The sequence below is a fragment of the Saccharothrix ecbatanensis genome, from assembly GCF_014205015.1.
Lineage (GTDB): Bacteria > Actinomycetota > Actinomycetes > Mycobacteriales > Pseudonocardiaceae > Actinosynnema > Actinosynnema ecbatanense.
The window spans coordinates 2,215,159-2,240,591 of the sequence record NZ_JACHMO010000001.1 but is presented as its reverse complement, the minus strand read 5'-3'; the positions used below and the strand labels follow the sequence as shown (position 1 = coordinate 2,240,591).

The 25,433-nt window shown below is 71.0% G+C and carries 21 protein-coding genes; 15 read left to right on the top strand and 6 right to left on the bottom strand.

The genetic code is table 11. From position 1 onward, the window contains the following. Position 1: 1 nt before the first annotated feature. From F4560_RS09620 to F4560_RS09605, 4 genes are all read left to right on the top strand, one after another. Entirely contained in the window at positions 2-1,582 is a 1,581-nt protein-coding gene (locus tag F4560_RS09620) for an FAD-binding oxidoreductase (protein ID WP_184918753.1), read from the top strand. A gap of 139 nt (positions 1,583-1,721) precedes the next feature. Further along, positions 1,722-2,513 (top strand): TetR/AcrR family transcriptional regulator, encoded by a 792-nt coding sequence (locus F4560_RS09615; protein WP_184918751.1) that lies wholly within the window; start codon positions 1,722-1,724, stop codon positions 2,511-2,513. Between the two features lie 80 nt (positions 2,514-2,593). Then, positions 2,594-3,580 (top strand): ATP-binding cassette domain-containing protein, encoded by a 987-nt coding sequence (locus F4560_RS09610; protein WP_184918749.1) that lies wholly within the window; start codon positions 2,594-2,596, stop codon positions 3,578-3,580. Beyond that, positions 3,577-4,407: an ABC transporter permease gene (locus F4560_RS09605; RefSeq protein WP_184918746.1), complete on the top strand. Its 831-nt coding sequence runs from the start codon at positions 3,577-3,579 to the stop codon at positions 4,405-4,407. Before F4560_RS09610 ends, F4560_RS09605 begins: the two co-directional genes overlap by 4 nt. A 148-nt stretch (positions 4,408-4,555) precedes the next feature. Here F4560_RS09605 and F4560_RS09600 read toward each other — a convergent pair whose 3' ends face one another. Both F4560_RS09600 and F4560_RS09595 read right to left on the bottom strand, forming a co-directional pair. Further along, positions 4,556-5,848, bottom strand: a complete 1,293-nt coding sequence (locus F4560_RS09600) for a glycosyltransferase (RefSeq protein WP_184918744.1) — start codon at positions 5,846-5,848, stop codon at positions 4,556-4,558. Continuing rightward, positions 5,845-8,217, bottom strand: coding sequence for a GH92 family glycosyl hydrolase (locus tag F4560_RS09595; RefSeq protein ID WP_221483429.1), 2,373 nt, complete (start codon positions 8,215-8,217; stop codon positions 5,845-5,847). Before F4560_RS09595 ends, F4560_RS09600 begins: the two co-directional genes overlap by 4 nt. A 216-nt stretch (positions 8,218-8,433) precedes the next feature. Between F4560_RS09595 and F4560_RS09590 the strand changes: the two genes are divergently transcribed. From F4560_RS09590 to F4560_RS09585, 3 genes are read left to right on the top strand one after another with little or no spacing between them, the layout of a single operon-like run. Continuing rightward, positions 8,434-9,111, top strand: coding sequence for a right-handed parallel beta-helix repeat-containing protein (locus F4560_RS09590; RefSeq protein WP_221483428.1), 678 nt, complete (start codon positions 8,434-8,436; stop codon positions 9,109-9,111). Continuing rightward, on the top strand, positions 9,087-9,326 hold the full coding sequence (locus tag F4560_RS43470; RefSeq protein WP_221483427.1) for a hypothetical protein: 240 nt from the start codon (positions 9,087-9,089) through the stop codon (positions 9,324-9,326). The genes F4560_RS09590 and F4560_RS43470 overlap by 25 nt, the downstream gene beginning before the upstream one ends. 43 nt (positions 9,327-9,369) lie before the next feature. After that, the gene (locus tag F4560_RS09585) at positions 9,370-10,593 is read left to right on the top strand and encodes a pectate lyase (protein WP_221483426.1); all 1,224 of its coding nucleotides are present in this window, start codon (positions 9,370-9,372) and stop codon (positions 10,591-10,593) included. Between the two features lie 84 nt (positions 10,594-10,677). Here the strand turns inward: F4560_RS09585 and F4560_RS09580 are convergent, their stop codons facing one another. Continuing rightward, positions 10,678-11,658, bottom strand: coding sequence for a glycosyltransferase (locus tag F4560_RS09580; protein ID WP_184918742.1), 981 nt, complete (start codon positions 11,656-11,658; stop codon positions 10,678-10,680). 25 nt (positions 11,659-11,683) lie between these two features. Continuing rightward, a complete protein-coding gene (locus F4560_RS46065) occupies positions 11,684-12,700 on the bottom strand; it encodes an Lrp/AsnC family transcriptional regulator (RefSeq protein ID WP_184918740.1) in 1,017 nt (338 codons plus the stop codon). 105 nt (positions 12,701-12,805) lie between these two features. Between F4560_RS46065 and F4560_RS09570 the strand changes: the two genes are divergently transcribed. Beyond that, positions 12,806-13,969: a M20 metallopeptidase family protein gene (locus F4560_RS09570; protein WP_184918738.1), complete on the top strand. Its 1,164-nt coding sequence runs from the start codon at positions 12,806-12,808 to the stop codon at positions 13,967-13,969. A gap of 32 nt (positions 13,970-14,001) precedes the next feature. Here F4560_RS09570 and F4560_RS09565 read toward each other — a convergent pair whose 3' ends face one another. Further along, on the bottom strand, positions 14,002-14,775 hold the full coding sequence (locus F4560_RS09565) for an AfsR/SARP family transcriptional regulator (RefSeq protein ID WP_184918736.1): 774 nt from the start codon (positions 14,773-14,775) through the stop codon (positions 14,002-14,004). A 263-nt stretch (positions 14,776-15,038) separates the two neighbouring features. Between F4560_RS09565 and F4560_RS09560 the strand changes: the two genes are divergently transcribed. Further along, positions 15,039-15,407, top strand: a complete 369-nt coding sequence (locus F4560_RS09560) for a hypothetical protein (RefSeq protein WP_184918734.1) — start codon at positions 15,039-15,041, stop codon at positions 15,405-15,407. Continuing rightward, complete coding sequence (locus F4560_RS09555) at positions 15,404-15,571, top strand: hypothetical protein (protein WP_184918732.1); 168 nt, start codon at positions 15,404-15,406, stop codon at positions 15,569-15,571. The genes F4560_RS09560 and F4560_RS09555 overlap by 4 nt, the downstream gene beginning before the upstream one ends. A gap of 66 nt (positions 15,572-15,637) precedes the next feature. Here F4560_RS09555 and F4560_RS09550 read toward each other — a convergent pair whose 3' ends face one another. After that, positions 15,638-16,906 carry a COG1470 family protein gene (locus F4560_RS09550; protein ID WP_184918730.1) on the bottom strand — a complete coding sequence of 423 codons (1,269 nt, stop codon included), beginning with the start codon at positions 16,904-16,906 and terminating at the stop codon, positions 15,638-15,640. Between the two features lie 171 nt (positions 16,907-17,077). Here F4560_RS09550 and F4560_RS09545 point away from each other — a divergent pair, with 171 nt between their 5' ends. The 5 genes from F4560_RS09545 (at position 17,078) to F4560_RS09525 (ending at position 25,417) form a co-directional block, all read left to right on the top strand. Continuing rightward, positions 17,078-17,698, top strand: coding sequence for a helix-turn-helix transcriptional regulator (locus F4560_RS09545; protein ID WP_221483425.1), 621 nt, complete (start codon positions 17,078-17,080; stop codon positions 17,696-17,698). A 164-nt stretch (positions 17,699-17,862) separates the two neighbouring features. Next, positions 17,863-20,913 carry a DUF11 domain-containing protein gene (locus F4560_RS09540; protein ID WP_184918726.1) on the top strand — a complete coding sequence of 1,017 codons (3,051 nt, stop codon included), beginning with the start codon at positions 17,863-17,865 and terminating at the stop codon, positions 20,911-20,913. A gap of 16 nt (positions 20,914-20,929) precedes the next feature. Further along, complete coding sequence (locus F4560_RS09535) at positions 20,930-21,601, top strand: Pvc16 family protein (protein WP_184918724.1); 672 nt, start codon at positions 20,930-20,932, stop codon at positions 21,599-21,601. Next, a complete protein-coding gene (locus F4560_RS09530; RefSeq protein WP_184918722.1) occupies positions 21,598-23,727 on the top strand; it encodes an ATP-binding protein in 2,130 nt (709 codons plus the stop codon). The genes F4560_RS09535 and F4560_RS09530 overlap by 4 nt, the downstream gene beginning before the upstream one ends. A gap of 172 nt (positions 23,728-23,899) precedes the next feature. Then, complete coding sequence (locus tag F4560_RS09525) at positions 23,900-25,417, top strand: phage tail sheath family protein (RefSeq protein WP_184918720.1); 1,518 nt, start codon at positions 23,900-23,902, stop codon at positions 25,415-25,417. Positions 25,418-25,433 lie beyond the last annotated feature (16 nt).

Below are 25,433 nucleotides of genomic sequence, written 5' to 3'. Positions count from 1 at the left end.
GATGCCGGATGTCGCGAACACCGTCGCGAAACCTGCGGAACGTTCGGATGTGATCAGCGAACGCAACGATGTGGTGGGCCCTGTCGTCGTGACACAGGACGACCCGAGGTACGCCGATCTGTCCATCCGCGGGGCGAACGCACGAATGGTGGCCAGGCCGGAGTCCTTCCAGTTGGCCCGGAACACCACCGAGGTCGTGCGTGCGGTGACCGACGCCGTCCGCTCGGGCAAGCGGATCGTCGCGCGCAGCGGTGGGCACTGCTACGAGAACTTCGTCAGCGACAGCTCGGTCCGGATCGTGCTGGACATGAGCGAGATGAACGCCGTCTACTTCGACCGCGAACGGCGCGCGTTCGCGGTGGAGGCCGGCGCCACCCTCGTGCACGTCTACCAGCGGCTGTTCCTCGGCTGGGGGGTCACCTTCCCCGGCGGCTCCTGCGACTTGGGCGCGGGCGGGCACATCTGCGGCGGTGGCTACGGTCCGCTGTCCCGCAAGCACGGGCTCGCGGTGGACTACCTGGCCGCGGTCGAGGTGGTCGTCGTGGACCGGTCCGGCACGCCGAGGGTCGTCGTCGCGACCAGGGATCCCGACGACCCGAACCACGACCTCTGGTGGGCCCACACGGGTGGAGGCGGCGGCAACTTCGGCGTGGTGACCAGGTACTGGCTGAGCACGCCCGGGGCGCCCGGCGACGCGCCGTCCGACCTGCTGCCGAAGGCGCCGGCCGGCGTGCTCAGCAGCCAGGTGATGTGGCCGTGGGCGACGATGGACGAGAAGTCCTTCCACCGCATCGTCCGCAACCACGGCGAGTGGCACGAGCGCAACAGTGATCCGGCGTCGCCGTACAACGGTCTGTACGGCGGTCTGGTGCTGCTCGGCCGCGGCTTCGGCGAGGGAGCCGGTCCCGCGGTCCTGTCGTTCTCGCAGATCGACGCGACCGATCCGGAGGCCGACGGGAAGCTGGCGGACTACGTCGCGGCGATCGCCGACGGGGTCGGAGCCGACCCGATGATCGCACCGGTCACCTCATCACCGTGGATGGCGTTGATGGTCAAGCAGGCGAGGCTCCAGGAGACGCCGGGTGTCAGGGTGAAGCTGAAGGCCGCGTACCTGAAGCGCTGCTACACCGAGCGCCAGATCAGCACGTGCTACGAGTGGCTGAGCACACCGGACCCCGACCGCGGCGAGGCGGCGGTGGCGCTCCAGTCCATGGGCGGGCAGACCAACGCGGTGGCGCGGGACGCGACTGCCGTGGCGTTCCGGGACACAGTCCTCCAAGCCCTGTACTACAGCACGTGGGCGGAGGAGTCCCAGGACGAGGCCGCGCTGGACTGGATGAGGCGGTTCTACCGCGAGATGTACGCCGAGACCGGGGGCGTCCCCGTGCCAGGGGACGTCGACGGCGGCTGTTTCGTCAACTTCCCCGACAACGACCTGGCCGACCCGCGCTGGAACACCTCGGGGGTGCCGTGGCCGGAGTTGTTCTACCGGGACAACTACCCCCGTTTGCGGCAGGCCAAGGCGAAGTGGGATCCGAACAACGTCTTCCGGCATGCCTTGTCGATCGAGCTCCCCGAGTAGAGCGGAGGAAGCCGCATTCCCCAGCCCCGCCGGCACCTCGCCGTCGGGGCTTTCCCCTGCGGTGAAGAATCTTTGGTTCACACCCCCAGCTGATTGTACTATGTACCGTACGATATACGGTACGCCCACGGGAGAGCCGATGAGCAAGATGAAGGGCACGGACCGCAACGCGGCGCGGCGACTGGCGTTGCTGTGGGGTCTCCAGCCGTGGTCGGGCCGCAAGAGCCGGGCGGACCTGAGCATCGAGAAGATCGTCAGCAGCGCCGTCGACACGGCCGACGAAGCAGGCCTCGACGCGCTGTCGATGCGGCGCGTGGCCGAGCGGCTCGGTGTGGGGACGATGACGCTGTACACGTACATCCCGGGCAAGGAAGAACTGATCGACCTGATGCTCGACTCGGTGTACGGGGAGATGACCCGTCCCGCGAACCTGCCCGAGGGCTGGCGCGCCAGACTCGAACAGGTCGCCCGCGAGAACTGGCTGCTCGCCCGACGTCACCCCTGGATCCTCCAGGTCTCCACGATTCGTCCGCCACTCGGGCCGAACTCGATCGCGAAGTACGACTTCGAGCTCACCGCGGTCGCCGGGATCGGGCTGTCCGAGATCGAGATGGACTCCATCGTCGACCTGGTGAACGGGCACGTCGACCACGTGGCGCGGCGGTGGCTGGACGCGACGCAGGCGGAGCGCGAGAGCGGGATGACCGATGAGGAGTGGTGGGAGCTCAACGGCCCGCTCATCCGCAACATCGTGGACGACGCGAAGTTCCCGACCGCGGCAAGGGTGGGCGTAGCCACCGGCGAGGCGTACGGCGCCGCGTACGCCCCCGAGCACGCGTTCGAGTTCGGCCTCCAGCGCGTGCTCGACGGCATCGAGGCGTTCGTCGAGCGTCGCCAAGCCGAACTCGCCCGGAAGGCGGAGAGGCTGTGACAACGCATTCGGTATGTTGTACCGTATGACGTACGGTTCAGTTGCCGTCCACGGCGCTGACGACAGCCGGAGGAGTTAAGGTGACAGGGAGCACGCTGGCTGTGGCGGCGGAGGGCCTCCGCAAGCGCTACGGCGACAAGTACGCGTTGGACGGGTTCGACCTGTCGGTGCCCCAGGGGACGGTGTGCGGGTTGCTCGGCCCGAACGGCGCCGGCAAGACCACGTCCGTGCGAATCCTGGCCACCCTGCTGAAGCTGGACGAGGGACGGGCGACCGTCGCCGGGTACGACGTCGTCAGCCAAGCGGCGCAGGTTCGGCACCGGATCGGCCTGGTCGGGCAGAACGCCGCGGTGGACGAAGTCCTGAGCGGGTACCAGAACCTGGTGATGTTCGGTCGGCTCTACCACCTGAGCACCGCGGCCGCCAAGAAGCGGGCGGTCGACCTGCTGGACCAGTTCAGCCTGAGCGAGACCGGGAAGAAGCAGGTGAAGGCGTACTCCGGGGGCATGCGCCGCCGGCTCGACCTGGCCGCGAGCATGATCCTCGCCCCGGCGGTCCTCTTCCTGGACGAGCCGACGACCGGGCTGGACCCCCGCGGCCGCAACGAGGTGTGGCAGGCGATCCGGGAACTGGTCGACAAGGGCACGACAGTGCTCCTGACCACCCAGTACCTGGACGAGGCCGACCAGCTGGCCAACCAGATCTCCGTGCTCGCCAACGGCAAGGTCATCGCCGAGGGCACACCGAGCGAGCTCAAGTCGCAGGTCGGCGGTGATCGGATCGACGTGGTGCTGCACAACGCCGGCGACCTGACCATCGCCGGGCACGCGCTGGCGCGGTTCACCGGCGCCGAGCCCCACATCGACCGCGACGAGCGGATGATCAGCGTGCAGGTCAACAACCGGACCAACGCGCTGGCCGGGATCGTCCGGGTGCTCGACGAGCTGGGCACCGCCCTTGACGACCTCTCGCTCCGACGTCCGACCCTGGACGACGTGTTCCTGCACGTCACCGGCCAGGCCATGCAGGAGAAGACGAGCAAGGACGGACAGGAGGTCAAGTCATGACGGTCATCGACACACCGGCGATCCCGACCGGCGCCGGCGGCCGCCTGCGCTGGGTGTTCATCGACGGGTGGACCGTGACCCAGCGGGCGTTCGCGCACTGGGCGCGCAATCCCGGCGTGGTCATCTTCACGCTCCTGTTCAACGTCTTGATCGTTCTCCTGTTCAACTACCTGATCGGCGGCGCGATCATCGTGCCGGGCGGTGGCGAGTACCGCGACTTCCTGATGCCGGGCATGTTCACCATGACCATGCTGTTCGGCATCGCGCAGACAACGATCGCGGTAACCACCGACGTGGACCGGGGCGTCACCGACCGCTTCAGGTCCATGCCGATGTCCTCCGCGGCCGTGCTCATCGGCCGGGCCGTGGCGGACATGTTGTTCTCCATCCTGACCCTGATCGTGATGATGCTCGCCGGTCTGGCGATCGGTTGGCGTGCCGCCGGCTCCTCCCAAGCCTTCTGGGGCGCCGTTGGGCTCATCCTGTTGCTCCGGTTCGCGCTGATCTGGATCGGCGTGTACCTCGGGCTCGTGTTGCACACCGAGGCGACCACCAGCGCGCAGACGCTCGAATTCCCGGTCGGGTTCCTGTCCAGCGCGTTCGTCTCCCCCGACACGATGCCGGCCTGGCTCGGCACGATCGCCGAGTGGAACCCCCTCTCCGCGACGGTCACCGCGACGCGTCAACTGTTCGGCAACCCCGGGGTCGGCCAATCCGGCTCGTGGGTGGTCGAGAACGCCACGCTGATGGCCATCGTCTGGCCGGTGCTGCTGCTGTTGATCTTCCTCCCGCTTTCCGTCAAGAGCTACCGCAACCTGAGCCGCTAGCTGTCGCGGATCGTGGTGCGGGCGGAAGGGACTGAAGCACAGGACGGATCTTCCGGGGACCGGACGAGAAGCGCCACAACTCGGCCGGACGACCGGAAGATCCGTCCTTCAGCTCGTCCGGCGGCTCGCCGTCACGGGGGCCGTGAGGTCAGTGCTGTGCGGCCGGGGCGCGGTCTTGGGTGGGTAGGACCGGCGCGGTGAAGAGGTCGTCGAAGACGCGTGCCCGGTCGAACGACATGGCGTGCGCGCGGGCCCGGCCCTCCATCACCTGCCGCTCCTCGGGGGACATCTCCAGCACCGCGCGGTCGATCGCGGCGGCGAGGCCCGTGACGTCCCCGGCCTCCACGATGATCGCCGTGCCGCCGACCGCCTCACCCGTCCCGCCGGTGGTGGTCGTGATCACCGGTCCGCCGCCCGCGAGCATCTTCTCCGTCAACGCGATCCCGAACGTCTCGACGAAGTCCGGTTCCGGCCTGGTAGGCAAGGTGTAGGCCGCGCAACCGCGCATCAGCAGCGGCTTCTCCTCATCGTCCACATCGGTCAGGAACACGATCCGGTCGTCGTGCCGCGCGATCTCCCGGACGTCGTCCAGCGCCGGGCCGTTCCCCGCGATCACGAGCTTCACCCGCGACCGCGCCTTGGTCCGCGCGAACGCGGCCACCAGGTCGTAGACGCCCTTCGCCCGCGCCACCCGGGACAGGAACAGCACGTAGCCGTCACGTTCCAGCCCCCGGCGCTTGAGCGCGGCGTCCACCAGCGCCGGGTCGAGTTCGAGGTACGCCGACGTGTCGATCGGCGGGTAGCTGACCGACACCCGGCGCCGGCACTCGTCGGCGAGCCGCGTGCCGCAATGCCGGTCGACGTCCTCGGCGGAGGCGATGATCTCCTGCCGGGTGTACTCGGACACCGCGAGCACCCGGTCGTTCGCCAGGAACGTGGTCAGCAGCACGACCGCCGCCCCGAACCGCCCGTCGCGCAGGCAGGAGCGGATCACGTTGGTGACGTCCGAGCCCACCGCCTTCGCCATGGTGTGCACATCGGGCCGGTAGCCCGCGGCACGAGCCACGGCGACGGCCTCCCCCACCACCGCGGTGTGCGGCGCGAGGTACATCGACAGGCACGTGGTCGGGACCTGCTCGGCCAGCAACTCGACCAGGCGGCCGGTGAGCCCGGCCATGTACCGGCCGTCCGGCACCCGGTAGTCGCCCACCGGCTCGGGCCGTTCCACCGTGATCCCCGTGCTGTACGGCATGATCCGGTCCAGTGGCTTCAACGGCAGACCGGCCGCCTGGAGCGCCGGGAGCGGCCACGTCAGCAGGCGCACGTCGTCGAAACCGCGGGTGAGCGCGACCTCGGCCAGGTTGCGGGCCTCACCGGAATGACCGCAGATCACCGGGTCGGCCCGGACGACGATGACAAGACGACGGCTCGGCCTGCTCATGTGCTAGTTCCCGTCGCGGTGGGGTCGGACAGTGACGGCGGCCGGGAGTCACGGCCCCAGGCCGAGGGCTCCGGACCGAGTTCCAGGTGCAGCCGCCCGCCCGCGTGGACGTCGGAGGCGCGCAGGTGCGCCACGTCCAGCGGTTTCCCGTTCAGCCGGGCGGACTGCACGTACTGCGGCGGCGGCACGCGCTCCAGCCCGTCGGAGCCGATGGGCGTCTCCCGGTGGCCGCTGGTCTCGATGACGAAATCCCGGCCACCGGTGTGGATCGTGGCGCGCGCGAACGCGGGCGCGTTGACCAGGAACAGGTTCTGGCCGGCGATCGGGAACAGCCCCAGCGAAGCCCACACGTACCAGGAGCTCAGGCCACCGGAATCGTCGTTGCCCGGCAGCCCACCGGCCCCGGTGCCGAACTGCCACGTCAGCGCCGCGTGCACGACCTCGGCCGTGCGGTCCGGTCGACCCGCGTAGTGGTAGGACCACGGCGCTTCCATGTCGGGCTCGTTGTTCAGCCCTTCGAACCGGTTCAGCGCGTAGCCGATCGCCATCTCCGCCGGGTCGGGCCGCCTGCCTGGCTGCTTCACGGGCTGCGCGCCGTAGCCGAAGAAGGCGTCCAGCATGGCGACGAACGCGTCGTCACCGCCGGCCAGCGCGATCCGCCCGGCCATGTCGTGCAGGAGCCGGAACGAGTAGTTCCACTTGCCGCCCTCGTAGAACGACGAGTCCAGCAGCAGGCCGGTGGCCGGGTCGAACGCGTTGGACCACAGGTGGCTGCGCGCGGCGAGGTCGTCGGCGAGCGGTCCGTCGTTCAGGGCGCGGGCGACGCCGGCGGTGCAGTGGTAGGCGTAGGCGAGGTCGAGGGTGTGCGAGATCGGGTGCACCACGCCGTGCTCGTAGAAGTCCTCGCCGTACATCCGGCGCAGGTCGGCTTCCATGTGCACCAGCGCCCAGTTCCAGTCCAGGTCACCGAGTCCCAGCGCGTGCGCGTCGGCGAGTGCGGTGTGCACCAACGCGCTGGCCTGCCGGAAGAACCTGTCCGCGCCGCGCGCCATCCGGTAGCCGATCGGGAAGTTGCCCTCCTCCTCGCACACCCGGATCAGTGATTCCAGCAGGTCGACGGCCCGGTCCGGGCAGATCGCGGCGAGCAGCGGCAACTGGGTCTTGTAGATGTCCCACATCGTGCAGACGTCGAAGGCGAACGGCCCGGACGTCGGCCAGAACGGGCTCTCGTCGTCCGCGAAGCAGGGCTTGATCAGCGAGTGGTACAGCGCGGTGGCGAACACCTGCCGGCGGGCGGGCGAGCCGCCCTCCACCTCGATCCGGCCGACGTGGTCGCGCCACCGGTCCTTGGTCCGCGCCAGGGTGTTGCCGAACGCCGGCGTGCCCTCGCCGCACTCGCGGCGCAGGTTCGCCCTGGCCTGCTCGCAGCCGCGCAGGGAGAAGCCGATCCGCACCTCGACGCTCTGCCCGGCGGCGGCCGGCCCGATGAACAGCAGGCCGAACGGGCGCAGGGTGGTCTGCCGGATGCGGTCGAAGTCCAGCCGGGTGCCGCCTTCGATCAGCCGGCGGTCGTGCCACAGCATCTGCCGCCAGCCCGGGATGTCGACCTCGATGTACACCGACAGCGGCACGCCCTCGACGACGACCGTGCCCTGCGCGCGACCGTGGCCGATGCTCTCCACGTGCGCCCGCAGCGGCACCGTGTGGCCGTGGTCGATGGCCAGGCCACCGCAGGACAGGTCCACCACGATCCGGGCGCTGCGGTGCTCCGGGAACGTGTACCGGTGCACCGCGACCTTTTCGCCGACGGTGATCTCGCAGCGGATGCCGGTGTCCAGCGTGGCCGCGTAGTACCCGGCTTCGGCCACCTCGTCGTGCAGCGGCCAGGCCTGGCCGAGGGTGTCCAGCGGCTGCACCATCGGCGTCACCCGCACGTAGTTGTAGTACTTGCGGATCGCACCCGTGCCGGATTGCTGGAAGTGGGTGAACCCCGAGGCCTGCGGCCGGTCGAACATCTCCTCCGGCAGGCCTTCGGTGTTCTTCGTGTAGAGGCCGTACCCGGTCGGGTAGGCGCCGGAGTAGGCGCACGCGGAGACCATGCCGAGCGGGGACGTGGCACCCGGGTGGGTGTTCCCGATCTGCGCTTTCGGCCACCACCAAGTGGCCGCGAGACCTTGCGCCGCCGGCAGGGAGGTCGCGGCCGTTCCGATGAAGGGATCAATGTCGTCCAGGATGGCGAGACTGTAGATCCGCGCGGGCCGCCCTGTGGTTTCAGCGACGTGAACTCCGGACGTCCGCTCGCACCGCGTTCGCCTGTTCGGGTGACAGTCGCCAAGGCCGCCAATGGCCCCGTGGAGCCAGGAATGCATATTGCGTGAGCGCGTCCGACGCCCGCCGGATTTCCTTTCGGGCAGCTTTGTTCAGGTATGCGAACCGGCCTGGCGGTTTCGTGGCGGAACAAAGAAGATTCACGTCCGTGAATTATCTTGCCTCGCTCGAAACTGTTGCGTTAACCTTACTGGGAGCGCTCCCAGAACACCTTCGGCAATTCTGCCCGAAAGTAGGACGAAGGACGCATGAGATCAATGGTTGCTCTCACGACGGCCGTCGCGCTGCTCGCTCTGGCGCCCGCGCCGGCGCAGGCCGCCGACCCCACCTTCGTGGTGGCCGGGAACGGCAGCGACACGAATCCCGGCACGGTCGAACGGCCGCTGAAGTCCATCCAGAAGGCGATCGACCTCGCCACGCCCGGAGCCACGATCCTCGTCCGGGGTGGCACGTACGCGGTCACGACGAACATCCAGATCCGGAAGAGCGGCGAGCCCGGCCGGCCGATCCGGCTCGCCGACTACCCCGGTGAACGGGTCGTGGTGGACGGCGAGGCGCTGCCGGCCGGCCACACCCCCGTCGGCGGCAGCATCCCGCGTGACCAGCGCGGGGTGTTCCACCAGGAGGCGTCCTGGTGGCACGTCTCGGGGTTGGAGATCATCCGCGGCCCGTACGCGTACTACTGCGCCGGGTGCGACGACAACGTGTTCGAGCGGCTGGTCACGCGGGACAACTACGAGAGCGGATTCCAGCTCCAGGGCGCGTCCGCGAACAACCTGATCCTGAACCTGGACAGCTACGGCAACCGCGACCCGCGCAAGAACGGCGAGAGCGCCGACGGCCTGGCCGTCAAGGAAGGCTCAGGCACCGGCAACGTGGTGCGCGGCGCAACGCCAAGAACGGTTTCACGGTGGACCGCTCGCGGTCGAAGCTGACCGCCAACCTGGCCGTCGGCAACGCCAAGCCGGTCTCGCTGGGCAGCTCCACCGGTTCGGGCAACTCCTGGGACATCAAGTCGTCCTGGTCCGACTCGGACCTGGCGAGCACCAGCACGTCCACCATCGCAGGCGGCCGCGACTCCGCCGGGAACATCCGGCCGTCGACGTTCCTCCAGGCCAAGAACTACGCCCGGTTGGGCGCTCGGATCTGACCTGTCGTCCCTGTCGTTCAACGCTGAGCATAAGGAGACATAGATGAGTACACGCACGAGCAGATCGGCCCGGTGGGCCGCGACGGTGGGCGCCGTGGCGTCGGTGACGGCGATGTCCGCCGCGTTGGTGGTGGCCGGTGGTCCGACGGCCAGCGCGGCCGAGGGGTGCCGGGTGGACTACGTGGTGTCCAGCCAGTGGAACGGTGGTTTCGGCGCCAACGTCACCGTCACCAACCTGGGTGACGCGGTCTCCAGCTGGACGCTGGAGTGGACGTTCGCCGCGGGCCAGCGCGTCGACCAGGGCTGGTCCGGTGAGTTCAGCCAGTCCGGCAGCACGGTGACGGTGCGGAACATGAGCTGGAACGGTTCCCTCGGCACCGGCGCGTCCGCGACGCCGGGGTTCAACGGCTCGTGGTCGGGCTCCAACCCGTCGCCCACGTCGTTCAAGCTCAACGGCGTGACGTGCACCGGCTCGCCGACGTCCACGTCCACCAGCACCAGCACGTCCACCTCGTCGTCGACCAGCACGTCCACCACGACCCGGACGACCAGCACGACGACGACCACCACGACCAACCCCGGTGGTGGCGGTGACGGCAGTGGCCCGTGGCCGAGCAACACCGGCAGCGTGCACCAGACCACCACGAAGAACGCCGGCACGTTCTTCGACGGCGGCATGAAGCGCTACTACGGCATCGGCGACGGCGGCCAGGGTGAAGGCCAGGACCCGATGTTCGTCGTGGCCAACGGCGGCACCATCCAGAACCTCTTCATCGACGCGCCCGCCGGCGACGGCATCCACTGCGAGGGCTCCTGCGTCATCCGCAACGTCTGGTGGAACGACGTGGGCGAGGACGCCGCCACCTTCCGCAGCTCCAGCTCCTCCGCCACCTACCTCGTCGACGGCGGCGGCGCGAAGTCCGGTTCCGACAAGGTGTTCCAGCACAACGGCGCCGGCACCGTGACCATCCGCAACTTCCAGGTCCACGGCTCCGGCAAGCTCTACCGGGCCTGCGGCAACTGCTCCACCTCGTACCAGCGGCACGTGGTCATGGACGGCGTCACGGCACGCTCCACCAAGGTGCTCGCCGGCATCAACACCAACTGGGGCGACACCGCCCGCTTCTCCCGCATCACCGTCTACGGCAGCACGGTCATCTGCGAGAAGTACCAGGGCGTGCCCAAGGGTTCCGAGCCGAAGAAGATCGGTGAGGGCGCGGACGGCAAGAACTGCTTCTACTCACCGTCAGACATCACCCAGCGCTAGCGACTGTCCCCCCGGCCATCGACCCTTGACCCATCGACCTCTGCCCCCATCGACGCCGCACGGTGTCGGTGGGGGCAGAGGCGTCTACGGGCGTTTGGCGTAGTCCGGCAGGCGGCGGGCGACCTCGTCCGGTGAAGGCATCCGGGCGATCTCCTCGGCGATCGCGCGGGCCGCGTCACGGTGGTCGTGGCGTTGGGTCAGCGTGCGGACGTGTTCGGCCACGGCGTCGGCGTCCAGTTCGTCGGCCAGGAGCCGTAGGCCCGCACCGGCGACGGTAACCGCCTCGGCGTTGGCGAACTGGTCGGCGCCTTGGGGCAGGACCAGCTGCGGGGCCCCGACGGCGAGGGCGCCGAGGGTGGTGCCGCTGCCGCCGTGGTGCACGACGACGTCGACGTGCGGCAACAGGTCCGCCTGCGGCACCCAGGGCTGGGCGGTGACGTTGTGCGGCAGGTCGCCCAGCTCGTCCACGCGGACGCGGCCGGTGGCGACCACGACGTGGACGTCCAGGGTCGCCAGCCCTTTGATGACCGTGGTGAGCAGGTCCGCGGTGCCGAACGCGGTGCCCAGCGTCAGGTAGACCACAGGCTTGTCCCACGCGGGTAGCGGCGCGGGTTCGGAGTACGGGACGGGACGCAGCTCGATCCGGTCCTCGGTCGCGAGGAAGTCCTTGTCCTGCAACGAAGACGGGCAGATGTCGACGTGCGGGCGTCCGGTCTTCGCAGTCGATTCGAGGCCGATGCCTTCGGGGAACATGCGGCCGAACCCGTGCCAGAGGCCGGGGATCCCGGCTCGGCGAGCGGCGACGGCAGCTCCCGGCACGCCCCACTCGTGCACCACCAGGTCGGGCTTGAGCCGGGCCAGTTCCGGTTCGAGGTCTTCGGCGTAGATCTCGTAGAACGAATCGGCGGGGCGGAACGGCCGCAGTCCGTTCGCGGCCAGTGGCGCGTGCACGCCCTCGCCGACGGCGAAGTGCACCTCGTGCCCCGCATCTCGTGCCGCGATCGCGAGCGGGATCAGGGGGTAGGTGTGGCCCACCGACGCGAGGGCGGCGAACAGTACGCGCATGGCGACGAATCTACTGGTGGTGCGGTCAGCAGGACGCCCACGGGTCGATCGGCACCACGTCGGTGATCCGACCGCTCTCGTCCAGCAGGCAGCCCATCCGCTTCACCGCGCGCAGGGTCACGGCGCGGTCGGTGAGGGTGAGCGCGGGCAGTCGCCGGGCCAGTTCCGCCTCCACGCGTTGGATGTCGCCGAGCGATCGCAGCCACAGCGTCAGCACCAGGTTGTCCGCCCCGGTCACGGCCGCGCACAGCCGGACCTCCGGCAGCTCGGTGAGCGCGACCCCGGTCCGGTCCAGCTCGTCCGGCGGCACCCTGGCCCGGAACGTCGCGCTGACCGGCCACCCCGTGATCGACTGCGCCACCTCGCACCGCAGGGACAGCAACCGGCCGTCGACCATCTCGTTCAGCCACCGGCGGACGGTGGAGCCGCTCTTGCCGGCGCCGGCCGCGATCTCGGCCGCCGGCCTGCGTCCGTCGTCCAGCGCGCGGAGCACGTCCCGGTGGTGCTGTTTCCAGACGGGACGGCTCGCGGTCGACGGGATGTGCCGGTCGGGTTGCGCGCGCCGCTGGGGTTCGAGCGCGCCGAGCCGCCAGTGGTTGCCCTCGCCGTAGACGGTGGTGACGGTGTGCGTCCGCGTCCCGCGCAGGCCGGGCAACCGGTGGAGGTCGTGCAGCACGAGCCGGGACAGCGTCGGGAGATCGGGCGTCAGCACGGTCAGGAACAGGTCCCGCCCGCTGCTGATGACGGCGATGGAGACGACCTGCGGCAGCCGTGACAGCACCTCGACGGCGTGCGCGCGGGCGGTCGGTTCGAGGTCGAGCTCGATGAACGCGTTGCAGTGGTCCTGCGCCCACAGTCGCACGTCGGGGTAGGCGGTGACCCGGGCGAACCCCGCGTCGGTGAGCCCTTGCCACCGTCGCGCGGCGGTGGCCGGGTCGATGTCGAGCGCCCGCCCGACCTCGTGCCACGTCGCCCGGGGCGTGGCCTGGAGCGCGTGGACGAGCCGGAGGTCCGTCTCGTCGGGTGTGCGCGAATCCTGCACTGGACGCCGTCCTGGTGATCGATTCCGGCAATGTCAGCGGTGAGGGTGACATCGACCTTGATCCTTCGACAAGTACCCCGAACCGAAGTCGAGGAGAGATCACCGATGCCAGTACGCGAGGACGCCGTCGCACTGCGGGACGACCTGGTCCGGTTGCGCAGGAGCCTGCACGCCGAGCCCGAGATCGGCCTGGACTTACCGCGCACGCAGGAGAAGGTGCTCGCCGCGCTCGACGGGCTGCCGCTGGAGGTGTCCGTCGGCCGCGGGCTGACCTCCGTGACGGCTGTGGTGCGCGGATCGCGGCCCGGACCGGTGGTGCTGCTGCGCGCCGACATGGACGCGCTGCCCGTGCAAGAACTCACCGGGCTCGACTACGCGTCCCGGGTGGACGGCGCGATGCACGCGTGCGGCCACGACATGCACACCGCCATGCTGGTCGGCGCAGCGCATCTGCTCGCCGGTCGGCGGGAGGCGTTGGCCGGGAACGCGATCCTGATGTTCCAGCCCGGTGAGGAAGGGTGGGACGGCTCGGCCGCGATGATCGCCGAGGGCGTGCTCGACGCCGCGGGCCCGAAGCCGGACGCCGCGTACGCGTTGCACGTGTTCAGCTCCGCTGTGCCGCACGGGGTGTTCACCGCCCGGCCGGGCACGACCATGGCGGCGTCCGACGCGCTGGAGGTCACCGTCGTCGGCTCCGGCGGGCACGGCGCGAGGCCGCACCGGGCGAAGGACCCGATCCCGGTGGCGTGCGAGATCGTGACGGCGCTCCAGACCCTGGTCACCCGGCAGTCCGACATCTTCGACCCCGTCGTGCTGACCGTGGGCTCGTTCCACGCCGGCACCCGCCGCAACGTCATCCCCGACACCGCGCGGTTCGAGGCCACCGTGCGCACGTTCTCCGCGCCGGCCAAGGCGAGGATCAAGGACGCCGCGATCACGTTGGCCCGGTCGATCGCACAGGCGCACGGCCTGGACGCCGAGGTGACTTACGTCGACGGCTACCCGATGACGGTCAACGACCCGCAGGAGACGACGTTCGTCGGCGACACGATCACCGAGGTCCTGGGCGAGGACCGGTTCCGCCCGCTGGCCGACCCGCTGCCCGGCGGCGAGGACTTCTCCCGCGTCCTCCAGCGGGTCCCCGGCGCGTTCATCCTGCTCGGCGCGGGCAACGGCGCCACCGACAACCACTCCCCGCGCGCCGAGTTCGACGACTCCGTCCTGACCGACGGCGCCACCGTCCTCGCAGAACTGGCCCTGCGCCGGTGACCCGGCCTCACGTCACCAGCCGGTGGCACCGGTCAGCAGGCCCTGGCCACGCGCCGGGGTGAGAGTTCGGCGAGGACCACCCGGTGCGCGTCGCGCAGTGCCGGACCCGGTTCGATGCCCTGCTGCTCGATCAGCGCCCGCCGCGCGGCCCGGAACACCTCCAGCGCCTCACCGTCCCGCCCGGACCGGTGCAGGGCCAGCATCAGCAGCGCCCGCAACGACTCGTGCCACGGGTGCTCCACCAGCAGCGCGGTCACCTCCGCGACCACCTCGACGTGCTGCCCCAACTCCAGCCCGGCACGGCAGCGCAGTTCCACCGCGCTCAACCGCAACTCCCCCAGCCGCCGCCGTTCCTGCTCGGCGTACGGACCGGACAACCCCGAGTAGGCCGATCCTTGCCACAGCCCGAGCACAGCGTCCACGGCGTCACGTGCGCCGCTCCAGTCGCCCGCCGCCACCAGCCGCTGCGCCTCGGCCCGACCGCGTTCGAAGACCTCCGCGTCCAGCGCCGCTTCGGCCAGCCGCAGCAGATAACCCCCGGGCCGCGACACCAACGCGTCCCGCGCCGGCCCAAGAGCCCTGCGCAGCCCGGACATGTACGTGTGGAGGCTCCCGACCGCACCCATCGGCGGCTCGTCGCCCCACACGCCGTCGACCAGCTCGTCCCGCGACACCACCTGGTTCGCCCGACCGGCCAGCACCGCGAACACCGTCCGCCTCCGGGTCGGGCCCAGTGCCGGCTCAACCTCACCCAGCCAGGCCCGCACCGGCCCCAGCACGCTCACCCTCAGCTCGTCAGAGCACATCCGCACCCCCTCGGTCAGGAGGGGCACGCACAGCAACACCGATCGGTTCAGATCCCGTCGCGCGTCACCCGTTCGGCGTAGAACCGCCCACCGCTCTCCCCCGCGCCGGGAACCCGGGGGAGTACGGACGGGCAGACCTGGTCCGCCGGCCTTTCGGCGCACCCGTCCCGCATGATGGGCTCAAGCCAGCCCCTGCCGCACGGCCGGCGGGGGTCCCGGAGGACCGGTACCGGCCCCGGTGCCGGTACGGAGGTGTGAAGGCGATGTGGCCCGACGAGGACGGCGGTCGCGTGACGGACGGTTCGACGCGCGAGAGGTTCGCCGGGGACCTGTTCCTCGACCTGGCCGCCAAGGGCTGGCTCGTGGTCCGGCCGGAGGAGGCCGAGCGGGTCATCGGCGAGCTGGAGCGGACCCTGGAGGTCATCCGGTCGCGCACGCACCGGATCGAGGTGTCGCGGCGGCTGCGGGACGCGGCGGGCGACGACATGGACCCCTGCGTGGACCGGCTCGTGGTCGACGCGGTGTTCGCCGAGCAGATCACGTCCGGCTCGTGGGAACGCGCGCTGGTCGAGCTGCCGAAGTACATCGAGGCGTTCCGGATGGCGGCCCGCAACGCGCCGCTCGAGCCGTGAGGCCGACCGAGGGCGGTCTCACGTCGTGCGACCTGCGCTTCGAACTGGCGGCGGCCGGCGAGGACCTCCGCTACTACCGCGAGCGCGACGACGACGCCACCGTGGAGCTGCTGCTCGCCTGGATCGACGCGCTCCTCGACGAGTGGAACCGCCGCTCCGGATGACCCCGTGACGCGAATCCGCCGCGCACCCACTGGAACGGGTGCGCGGCGTTGTGGCTTTGGGCGGGTTCAGGGGACGATGTCGCCCAGTTCGCCGCTGACGTGGAGCAGTTGCGAGCAGTTCGCGGCCTGCCGGCCACTCGCCGGGGTGCCGGGCCTGGCGCAGTTGACGGTGACGGTCACGGTGCCGTTCTGCGGGATGTCGATCGGCGTCACCCAGTGGTAGTCCTGGTTGCGGAACGTCTCCAGCGCGATCGTGGTGATCGTGCGCTCCCCGAACGCGATGGTCAGCACGCCCTCGTCGCCCTGGTGGTTGGCCAGCACGATGTCGGTGATGTGGAAGACCTTGCCCGGCGGCACGACGTACGCCCCGGTCGTCTGCTCACCGGTGTTCGTGGTGACCGCGATGGTGCCGGAGTGCTGTTCACGTCCACCGGCCGTGCCGCGGCCCTGCCCCTGGCCCTGTCCCTCTCCTTGGCCCTGCTCACCGGCGGGCGGCTGCTCCGGCGCGGCGCCCGGCTCCTCGGCCGGCGCCTGCGGTTCGGCGGCCTGGACGATCTCCTGGGCACGGCCGTCGGCGGCTTCGCGCGCCGCGCTGAGGACCGCCGGGCGCACCAGCAGCAGCCACGCCAGCAGCAGCATCAACAACGCGCCGAGCAGGGACAGCAGCCACTTGGACAGGATCGGCAGCTGCACCAGTTCACCGGCGAGCTCGTGTTCGTCCCGCTGGTCCGCGGCCAGCGCCACGGCGTCCAACCGCACGGGCCACACCTTGGGCTTACCGAACCACAGCGCCTTCGCCACCCGCACGCGCAGTTCCAGCTCGGCGCGCCCGCCGGGGTCCACAGTGGTCGGTGTGGTGGCGACCGTGTACTTCAGGTGGTCGTCGGCTTCGGGCAACGCGAGCGTGACGGAGGTCGGCGTGTTGCCGTCGTTGTGCACCTCGACGCGGAAGCGCGCGCTGCGCCACGCCCGGCGGCGCTTGGGGATCAGCCGGACCCGTTGCTTCGCAAAGGGTTCGACGACCACGGTCGTCTCGGTCACGACCGCCGACTGCGGTCGTTCGGCGGGCAGCACCCGCACCCCGAGCGGCACCTCGCCGGCGCGCACCTCGGGTGATCGCGGCGGGCGCAGCACGATGGCGACCTGCTCCGAGGTGCCGGGGTACAGCGACAGCCGTGCCGGTTCGACGGTGGTCCAGGGGGCGCACCCGCCCACCACCTCGAACTCGTACGCCTCGACGATATCGCTGTCGTTGCGCACCGTCATCGTCGTGCTGGTCTCCTGACCGGGCGTGACAACCACGGTGGGGAGCCCGAATTCGGTCGTTGTGGTCACCCGCTGAACGGTAGGCACGGCGCACCATCGGCCGACAGGGAGAAAAGGGCACTGTACGGGCAATCCCGTGCACCGAAGTCCCCACGCCGGTGCACGCGAACCCCTCTGCCGCCCACGATGGTCACAACGAGGTCGCCGACCGTGCGGGCCGGCTGTTCCACAGGAGGATTCATGTCCAGGATTCCGGTGGCCGTGTACGCCGAGGACCCGGTGCTGAAGGCGGGCATCACGTACCAGTTGCGGCCCCGGCCCGAGGTCGAGGTGGTGCGGCCGGACGACGAGCGGGCCGTCGTGTCGCTCGTGGTGGTGGACCAGGTGGACGACGCCACCGCACAGGTGCTGCGCCGGCTGCGGCGGTCGTCCACGACGCGCATCGGCCTGGTGGTGGGTCGTTTCGACCAGGACGCCCTCCAGACCACCATCGACTGCGGCGTGACGGCGGTGATCCGGCGGGCCGAGGCCGACCAGGACCGGTTGGTGGCCACGGTTTCCGCGCTGGCCAAAGGAGAAGCGGTGCTGCCCGGCGACCTGCTGGGCAAGCTGCTCGACCACGTGGGCCGGTTGCAGCGCAGTGTGCTGGACCCCAACGGCCCGTCGCTGTCCACGCTGACCGCGCGTGAGGCGGACATGCTGCGACTGGTGTCCGAGGGTTTCGACACGACCGAGATCGCCTCGAAGATGTCGTTCTCCGAGCGCACGGTGAAGAACGTCCTGCACGAGGTCACCACCCGGCTCCAGTTGCGCAACCGTGCGCACGCCGTCGGGTACGTGATGCGGCACGGCTTGATCTGACTCGCCTAAAGCGCGAGTTGCCCGAACAGCCCGGAGTCGTGCCCCGACCGTGCCCGCCGGGACCTCCGTGGCGCCCGGTGTGCCGGACGACGATTCGGCACACGCCCAGACGTGCACGGCCAGACGCATGGCCGGACGTGCGTTCCCCAGACGGAGGTGGACCCTTGTCGAACCGGCTGCCGACCCGACCCCTCGCCCTGATCGGCGCGGTGGTGGCGCTGAGCGCCGCGGTCGTGGTGGTGAACGACGTCGCCACGTCGGTGTCGGCGTCGGTGCTCCAGGACGACCCTGTGTCCGGGCGGATCGCCTACACCGGCACCGGCCACCGCAGCATCGGCGCGGTGACCGGTCCGGTGCCCGAGCAGTTGCGCCCCAGTGAACCGCTGCTCGGCGCCGGACCGGCCCACCACGACGACGATGTCTCCGCGCGCGGCAACCTGGTGGTGTTCACCAGCCTGCGCGACGGGCCAAAGCCCCAGGTGTACCTGCGCGCGGCGGACGGCTCGGTGCGCCGGCTCACCGACGGCCTCGACGCCGCACACCCGCGGCTGTCCCCCGACCTGCGGACGGTGGTGTTCGACTCGCTCGACGGCGAGCGGCGCGACCTGTGGCTGGTCGGCGTGGACGGCACGGGGTTGCGGCAGCTGACCGACACGCGGTCCGACGAGACATGGCCGACGTTCTCCCCGGACGGCGCGAGCATCGCGTTCTCCGGTGATCGTGACGGCGCGCGCGAGATCTACCGGATCCCGGTCGGCGGCGGTCGCGCCACGCGGGTCACCGACGAGCCGGACGGCGACGCGGGCGAACCGGACTGGAACCCGAGGGACGGCCGCATCGCCTACAGCCTCGACATCGACGGCACCCGGCAGCTGCGCGTGCTCGACGGCGGAAGCGTCGGCGCCCCGGTGCTGGGTGGTGACCAAGCGGGGTGGCGCGGCCGTTGGCCGGTCTGGAAGCCGGACGGCGCCGGTCTGCTGTTCCTCAGCATCGACCAGACGTGCTCCTGCCCGGCCGACCCGAACGTCGAGAAGGTGTACCAGGTCGACACCGGCCCCGGTCTGCCCGTCACGGTCGCGCCCGGCCTGATGTTGGCGGAGGACCGCACCGTCACGTCGCCGGCGTGGCTGGTGGACGGGCGCGGCGAGCACCTGCTGGTGGCCCGCACGACCGCCGAGACCCGCTTCACCGCGACCCTCCAGGACATCCGACCGGACGGCTCGGACCCGCGCGACCTCGGCGTCGCGGTGCTGCGCGAGGACCCGGAGAGCGTCAACGACCCCAACCTGCTGTTCCGCCCGCGCGCCGGCTTCGACCCGTGGACCCAGCGGCAGTCCTACTCCCCCGACGGCCGGACCATCGCGCTGAGCCGGTTCGAGACCATCGACGCCAGGCGGGTGCAGCGGCTGTGGCTGGTGGACGCGGACGGCGGCAACGCCCGCCGACTGCCCGTGGCGGACCGGTCCCCGACCGACTGGGAGTTCGACGCCGTGTGGTCGCCGGACGGCCGGTTCCTGGCGTTCGCCCGACGCACGCCCGGCGGGGTGCGACCGAACGGCGGCCCGAGCCGGATCGTGGTGGTCGAGGTCGCCACCGGCGCCGTGGTCGGGCGGTTGACGCCCCCTCCGGACGTCGCCGACCAGGAGGACACCCAGCCCGAGTGGTCGCCGGACGGCAGCACGCTGTCGTTCACCCGCGGTCGGGTCTTCGACGGCCCCACCGCCGAGGTCCGCGACAACCACGTGTGGACGGCCCGCGCCGGAACGTTGGACCAGCAGCGGGACGTGTCGGCGGCGGTCTGCGGGTTCGACTGCGAGGTGACCGACGACAGTTCGGTGTTCAGCCCGGACGGGCGCGGGCTGGCGTTCAACCGTGAGGCCGACGGCGTGTTGCTGGTGTCGTTGGCGGACAACGAATGCCGCGTGCTGCTGCCCTCGGGGACGAACACGTGCGCCACCCCGTTGACCGCGCCGCCTTCGGGTCCGTTCCAGCCCCGCGATGTGTCGTTCTCCCCCGACGGAGAGCGGGTGGTGCTCACCGCACGCCGTGAGGGCGATCTCGTGTCACCGGAGGAGCTGGACGTCGTCGACCTGGGCACTGGCGAGGTGCGGCGGATCACGGCGGACCTGCCGGGTAGGCAGAAGGAGCCGACCTGGCAGCAGTCCGTCGACCTGGCCGTCGAAGCGCCACCCGCGGCCCCGGACGCGGACACCGGCGTGACGACCCCGGTGACGGTGACCGTCGTCAACCGCGGTCCGGCCGCGTCACCCGGCACTTCGCTGACCGTTGCCGTGCCGGAAGGCGTTCGGCTGGACGGGCTGCGGCCCGCGCGCGGCTCGTGCGACGTGACCGAGTTGCGGTGCGACCTCGGGGTGGTGGAGCCGGGCGAGGCCGTGGAGATCGTCACCGACGTCGTGGGCCTGGTGCCCGGACGGCGCAGCGTCACGTGGTCGGTGGCGGGCACGGTGCTCGACGTCCTGCCGTCCGACAACGCGTCCAGCACGGCGATCCCGGTGCGTGACCCGGTGACCGGTCCCCCGCCGCCCCCGCCACCGCCGCCTGCCCCGCCCGCCGCCGGCCCTTCGCTGGCCGTGGTGGTGCAGCCGAATCCGTCCTATGTGGGCGGACGGGCGACGGTGACCTACACGGTCCGCAACGGTGGCGGTGGGCTGGCCACCGGGCTCCGGCTGGACTTCGCGCTCCCCGCCCAAGTGCCCGTGGCGACCTTGCCGCCGGGTTGTGCCGCCGGCGGCTGTCCGTTGCCCGACCTGGCACCGGGAGCGTCGCAGGTGGTGCAGGTCGTGCTGGCGCCGAACGCGCCGCTTGAGACGACTGTGCGCGGCACGTTGCGCACGACCGGCACCGACGCCGATCCGGCGGACAACGTGGCCGCCGCGCCGATGCGCGTGCTGCTGCCCCGGATCGTCGCCGTGCCGCCGATCGGCGAACCCGGTTTCGTCACGTCGGTGCGTGGCGTGGACTTCCCGCCCGGTGTGCCGGTGCGGCTGACGTGGTCGCCCGGCATCACCGCGGCGGCGGCGCCCACGATCCCCCGTGCGGACGGCGGATTCGCGGCGCAGTTGCTCATCCTCGGCAAGGACCAGACCGGGCCGCGGACGATCACCGCCACCGGCCCCGGTTTCCGAGCCGACCCCACTCCGTTCCTCGTCGTGCCCGGCACCGTCGGACCGCCCGACATGGTCCGGCGCAGGTGACTCCCAGGAGGTCGCAGTGATCCACGAGGTGGACGAAGGGATCCGCCGGATGCTCGAAGCCGGTGGCGTGCCCGGCGGTGGTGGTGACCTCGCGTTCGAGGCGCCCACCACCGACTGGACGGCACGGCGCAACGCGCCGACGGTCAACGTGTTCCTGTACGACATCCGCGAGGACGAGTCCCGGCGCAGCACCGGCAACCTGGAGGTGTTCGAGCGGGACGAGCTCGTCGCGCACCGCAAGCCGCCACGGTGGTTCCGGCTGTCGTACCTGGTGACCGCGTGGACGAACCGGCCCCAGGACGAGCACCGGCTGCTGTCGCAGGCGTTGACGTGCCTGGCGGGACACGGGCGGCTGGCGTCGGAGTGGCTCACCGGGTCCTTGGCGGACCTGGACTTGACCGTGCTGCTGGAGTGCGGCGGGCCGGTGTCGGAGGGCCGTGCGGCGACCGACGTGTGGTCCGCGCTCGGCGGCCGGCTCAAACCGGCCATCAACGTGGTGGTGACCGCGCCCGTGGCCGGCACCCTGACCCCGCTCGCCGCTCCGGCCGACGGTGGCCTGGTCCTCGTCGGCGCGCCCGAAGACGAAAACCGCAGGCTGCGCTACGACGACACACCCGGTGACGTCGGTTTCGCCCCGGCCCGGCAGCGGCCCGCGGACCGGCGACGACGTGGAGGCCCGATCCGATGACGGCGACAGCGATCCCGACCACGACGCCCGACCTGGGCTACCTCTGGGCGAGGCTGGGCGCGGTCGAGTGGCGGGTGCGGCAGGCGGTGGCGGCGCGGGCCGCGAGCGATCCGACGTTGGACGACCCGCACCGGGGCTTGTACCTGACCGCCGAGTCGGTGCGACGCGTCCTCGACGAGCGGCGGGAACCGCTCGCGCCGGCGGACGCCGATCCCGAGCTGGACGTGCTCGCGGCGACGGTGCCCGAGCCCGGCCCCCGGCTGCTGACCCTGGCCCGGCGGTTCGACCTGGAACCGGTGGACGTCGAGTTCCTGCTGGTCGCCATGGCGCCGGACGTCGACGCCCGGTTCGAACGGCTCTACGGCTACCTCAACGACGACGTGACCCGCCGCCGGGCGACCGTGGGGCTGGCGATGGAGCTGTGCGGGCTGCCGGCGGCCGGCGCGGGCCGGTTCCGGTTCGCCGCGTCCGCGCCGCTGGTCCGGGGTGGTCTGCTGGAGGTCAGGGACAGCGAGCTGCCGACGTTGTCCCGGGCGTTGCGCGTGCCGGACCGGGTCGTCGCCCACCTGCTCGGCGACGACGAGCCCGATCCCGCGATCGGCGACGCGGCCAGGCTGGTGCCCGCCGGCGGTGTCGCATCGCCGTTGGCCCGGCGGACCGGGAACCCCTCGGGCTCGGCCGGCGGTTCGACGTGTCCGACAACTCCGGAGTCACCGCTGGCCAGGCGGATAGGCGACGCGATGCACGCGGGCATCCGGGCGGTCCACCTGCGTGACACCGACGGCGACGCGGCCCGTGTCGCGGTGGAGGCCCTGGCCACGGCCGGTCGTGACGCCTTGGTCTTGGACGTCCCGGCGGTGGCCGACCAGGCGCATCCCCCGCTGGCGGCGGCGGTCCGTGAGGCACGGTTGCGTGGCGCGGGGCTGGTGTTCGGCCCCCTGGAACCGTTGCTGCCCGACAAGGTCCGGCTGATCCGCGACCTCACCGCGTTGGCCGGTGACGTGCCGCTGTTGTTCCACAGCAGGCGGCACTGGGATCCCCAGTGGACGGCGCACCCGGTGGTGTCGGTGCCCGTCCCGGCGTTGAGCGCGGACCGGCGGGCCGAACGGTGGGCGCACGCGCTGGCCGACGCCACCGGTGCCGCGGCCGATCCCGTCATGGTGGGAGACCTGGCCGGGTACCGGCTCGGCACGGACGAGGTGGATCGCGCGGTGTCGGTCGCCGCTCGGCTGGCCGTGCTGGAGGACCGGCCGGTCGGTCTGGCGCACGTCCGGGCCGGAGTTCGGGCCCAGAACGGGGCCGGCCTGGAGCAGTTGGCGCGGCGGATCACCCCCGCCGTGGACTGGGACGACCTGGTGCTGCCCGAGCCGACACGGCGGCAGCTGGACGAGTTGGTGATGCGCGCACGGCACCGGGAACGGGTGCTGGGCGAGTGGCGGATGCGTCCCGGCGGCGGTCGGGGACGCGGGGTGGTGGCGTTGTTCGCCGGTGAGTCCGGCACGGGCAAGACGATGTCCGCCGAGGTCGTCGCCGGTGCGGTCGGGATGGACCTCTACGTGGTGGACCTGTCGTCGGTGGTGGACAAGTACATCGGCGAGACGGAGAAGAACCTGGAGCGGATCTTCACCGAGGCCGCCGGCGTGCACGGCGTGCTGCTGTTCGACGAGGCGGACGCCGTGTTCGGCAAGAGGTCGGAGGTCAAGGACTCGCACGACAAGCACGCCAACATGGAGTCGGCGTACCTGTTGCAGCGGATGGAGTCCTTCGACGGCATCGCGGTGCTCACCACCAACCTGCGGTCCAACGTGGACGAGGCGTTCACCCGGCGCATCGACGTGATCGCCGACTTCCCGGTGCCCGACGCCACGCAGCGGCTCGCGCTGTGGGACCGCTGCCTTGGCTCGCGGCTGCCCCGGGCGGACGACCTGGACCTGGCGTTCTGCGCCGAGCGGTTCGAGCTGGCGGGCGGGTCGATCCGGGCGTGCGTGGTGACCGCCGCATACCTCGCCGCCGCCGCCGACCGGCCGTTGCGGATGGCCGACGTTATGTCCGCCGTACACCAGGAATACCGAAAACTGGGACGGCTCGTGTTGCCCGGCGAGTTCGGGTCGTGGCTGGACCACTGAGTTTTGCGGCAAGGGCGCCCCGCTGTGGGCGCTCTTTCGTTTGCGCGGATGGTTTCGATTGCCTGTTCGGGCAAGGGGAATGCCCTCGACCGGGGTCCGCCGGTCCTGCCGCCGCGGACGTCCCGGCGAGAGGCTTGTGAGGCCAGAGCGGATGAGCAGAGAAGGAGCGACCATGCCGCAGTACCTCTCGCCCGGCGTGTACGTGGAGGAGGTCCAGACCGGTGCGCGCCCGATCGAGGGAGTCGGCACCGCGGTGGCGGCCTTCGTCGGCTTCGCCGAACAGGGCCCCTTCCACGAGCCGACCCTGGTCGCCAACTGGAACCAGTACGTGCGCAGCTTCGGCGGCTTCACCGAGGACACCTACCTCGCGCACGCCGTCTACGGCTACTTCGCCAACGGCGGCGGCTCGGCGTACGTGGTGCGGATCGGTGGTTCGGACCGTGACGCCGACGCCACGCCCGTGGCCGCGCAGCCCGTGACGCTGGGCGGGCTGCGGATCTCCGCCCTGCCGTCGGCGGGCCCGGACATCTCCGTGGAGGTCGCGGACGCCGACGGCGAGAACCCGCCGGACGACCGCTTCAAGCTGCTGGTCCGCCAAGGCGACAAGGTGGTCGAGACGTTCGACGTGTCGACCCGGAAGAACATCAAGAACTACGTGGTGACGCAGGTCGCCGAGCGGTCGAAGCTGATCGAGGTCACCGAGGTGGCCGGGACGGCGTTGGCGCGGCCCGACAAGCAGTCGGTGGCGGTGCCCGCTCCGAAGGCCACCAAGCCGGTGAAGCTCGACGCGCAGGAGTACGTCGGCGACTCCGAGGCGCGGACCGGGTTCGGCGGCCTGGAGAACATCGACGAGGTCACCATGGTCTCGGTGCCCGACCTGATGAGCGCCTACCAGCGCGGTCTGATCGACCTGGAGGGCGTGCAGACCGTGCAGGCGGCCGTCATCTCGCACTGCGAGCAGATGGGCGACCGGGTCGCGGTGCTGGACGCGCCGCCCGGCCTCACGCCGCAGCGGGTGCACAAGTGGCGGATGCAGGAGGCGAACCACGACTCCCGTTACGCCACGCTGTACTACCCGTGGATCAAGGTCTTCGACCCGGCCAGCGGGCGCAACACGCTCGTGCCGCCGTCCGGTCACGTCGCCGGCGTGTGGGCGCGCAGTGACGCCGAACGGGGTGTGCACAAGGCTCCGGCCAACGAGGTCATCCGCGGCGCGGTGGACCTGGAGATCACGCTCAGCAAGAGCGAGCAGGACCTGCTGAACCCGGTCGGCGTGAACTGCGTGCGCACGTTCCCCGGCCGTGGCATCCGGATCTGGGGCGCCCGCACGCTGTCGTCCGACCCGGCGTGGCGTTACCTGAACGTGCGGCGGCTGTTCAACTTCCTGGAGGAGTCGATCCTGCTGGGCACCCAGTGGGTCGTGTTCGAGCCGAACGACGACCGGCTGTGGGCCGGGATCCGGCGCAACATCACCGCGTTCCTCACCGAGCAGTGGCGTCAGGGGGCGCTGTTCGGCCGCACGCCGGCCGAGGCGTTCTACGTCAAGTGCGACCGGGACAACAACCCGCCGGAGTCCATCGACCTCGGCCAGGTCGTGTGCGAGATCGGCGTGGCGCCGGTGAAGCCCGCCGAGTTCGTGGTCTTCCGCCTGGCCCAGTTCTCCGACAACACCAGCCTCGTCAGCGAATAGCCCCACGTCCCATCCG

Coding starts and splice junctions, on each gene's coding strand:
- F4560_RS09620 (WP_184918753.1), top strand. CDS start 2: ATGCCGGATGTCGCGAACACCGTCGCGAAACCTGCGGAACGTTCGGAT.
- F4560_RS09615 (WP_184918751.1), top strand. CDS start 1,722: ATGAGCAAGATGAAGGGCACGGACCGCAACGCGGCGCGGCGACTGGCG.
- F4560_RS09605 (WP_184918746.1), top strand. CDS start 3,577: ATGACGGTCATCGACACACCGGCGATCCCGACCGGCGCCGGCGGCCGC.
- F4560_RS09600 (WP_184918744.1), bottom strand. CDS start 5,848: ATGAGCAGGCCGAGCCGTCGTCTTGTCATCGTCGTCCGGGCCGACCCG.
- F4560_RS09595 (WP_221483429.1), bottom strand. CDS start 8,217: ATGCATTCCTGGCTCCACGGGGCCATTGGCGGCCTTGGCGACTGTCAC.
- F4560_RS09590 (WP_221483428.1), top strand. CDS start 8,434: ATGGTTGCTCTCACGACGGCCGTCGCGCTGCTCGCTCTGGCGCCCGCG.
- F4560_RS09585 (WP_221483426.1), top strand. CDS start 9,370: ATGAGTACACGCACGAGCAGATCGGCCCGGTGGGCCGCGACGGTGGGC.
- F4560_RS09580 (WP_184918742.1), bottom strand. CDS start 11,658: ATGCGCGTACTGTTCGCCGCCCTCGCGTCGGTGGGCCACACCTACCCC.
- F4560_RS09570 (WP_184918738.1), top strand. CDS start 12,806: ATGCCAGTACGCGAGGACGCCGTCGCACTGCGGGACGACCTGGTCCGG.
- F4560_RS09565 (WP_184918736.1), bottom strand. CDS start 14,775: ATGTGCTCTGACGAGCTGAGGGTGAGCGTGCTGGGGCCGGTGCGGGCC.
- F4560_RS09560 (WP_184918734.1), top strand. CDS start 15,039: ATGTGGCCCGACGAGGACGGCGGTCGCGTGACGGACGGTTCGACGCGC.
- F4560_RS09545 (WP_221483425.1), top strand. CDS start 17,078: ATGTCCAGGATTCCGGTGGCCGTGTACGCCGAGGACCCGGTGCTGAAG.
- F4560_RS09530 (WP_184918722.1), top strand. CDS start 21,598: ATGACGGCGACAGCGATCCCGACCACGACGCCCGACCTGGGCTACCTC.
- F4560_RS09525 (WP_184918720.1), top strand. CDS start 23,900: ATGCCGCAGTACCTCTCGCCCGGCGTGTACGTGGAGGAGGTCCAGACC.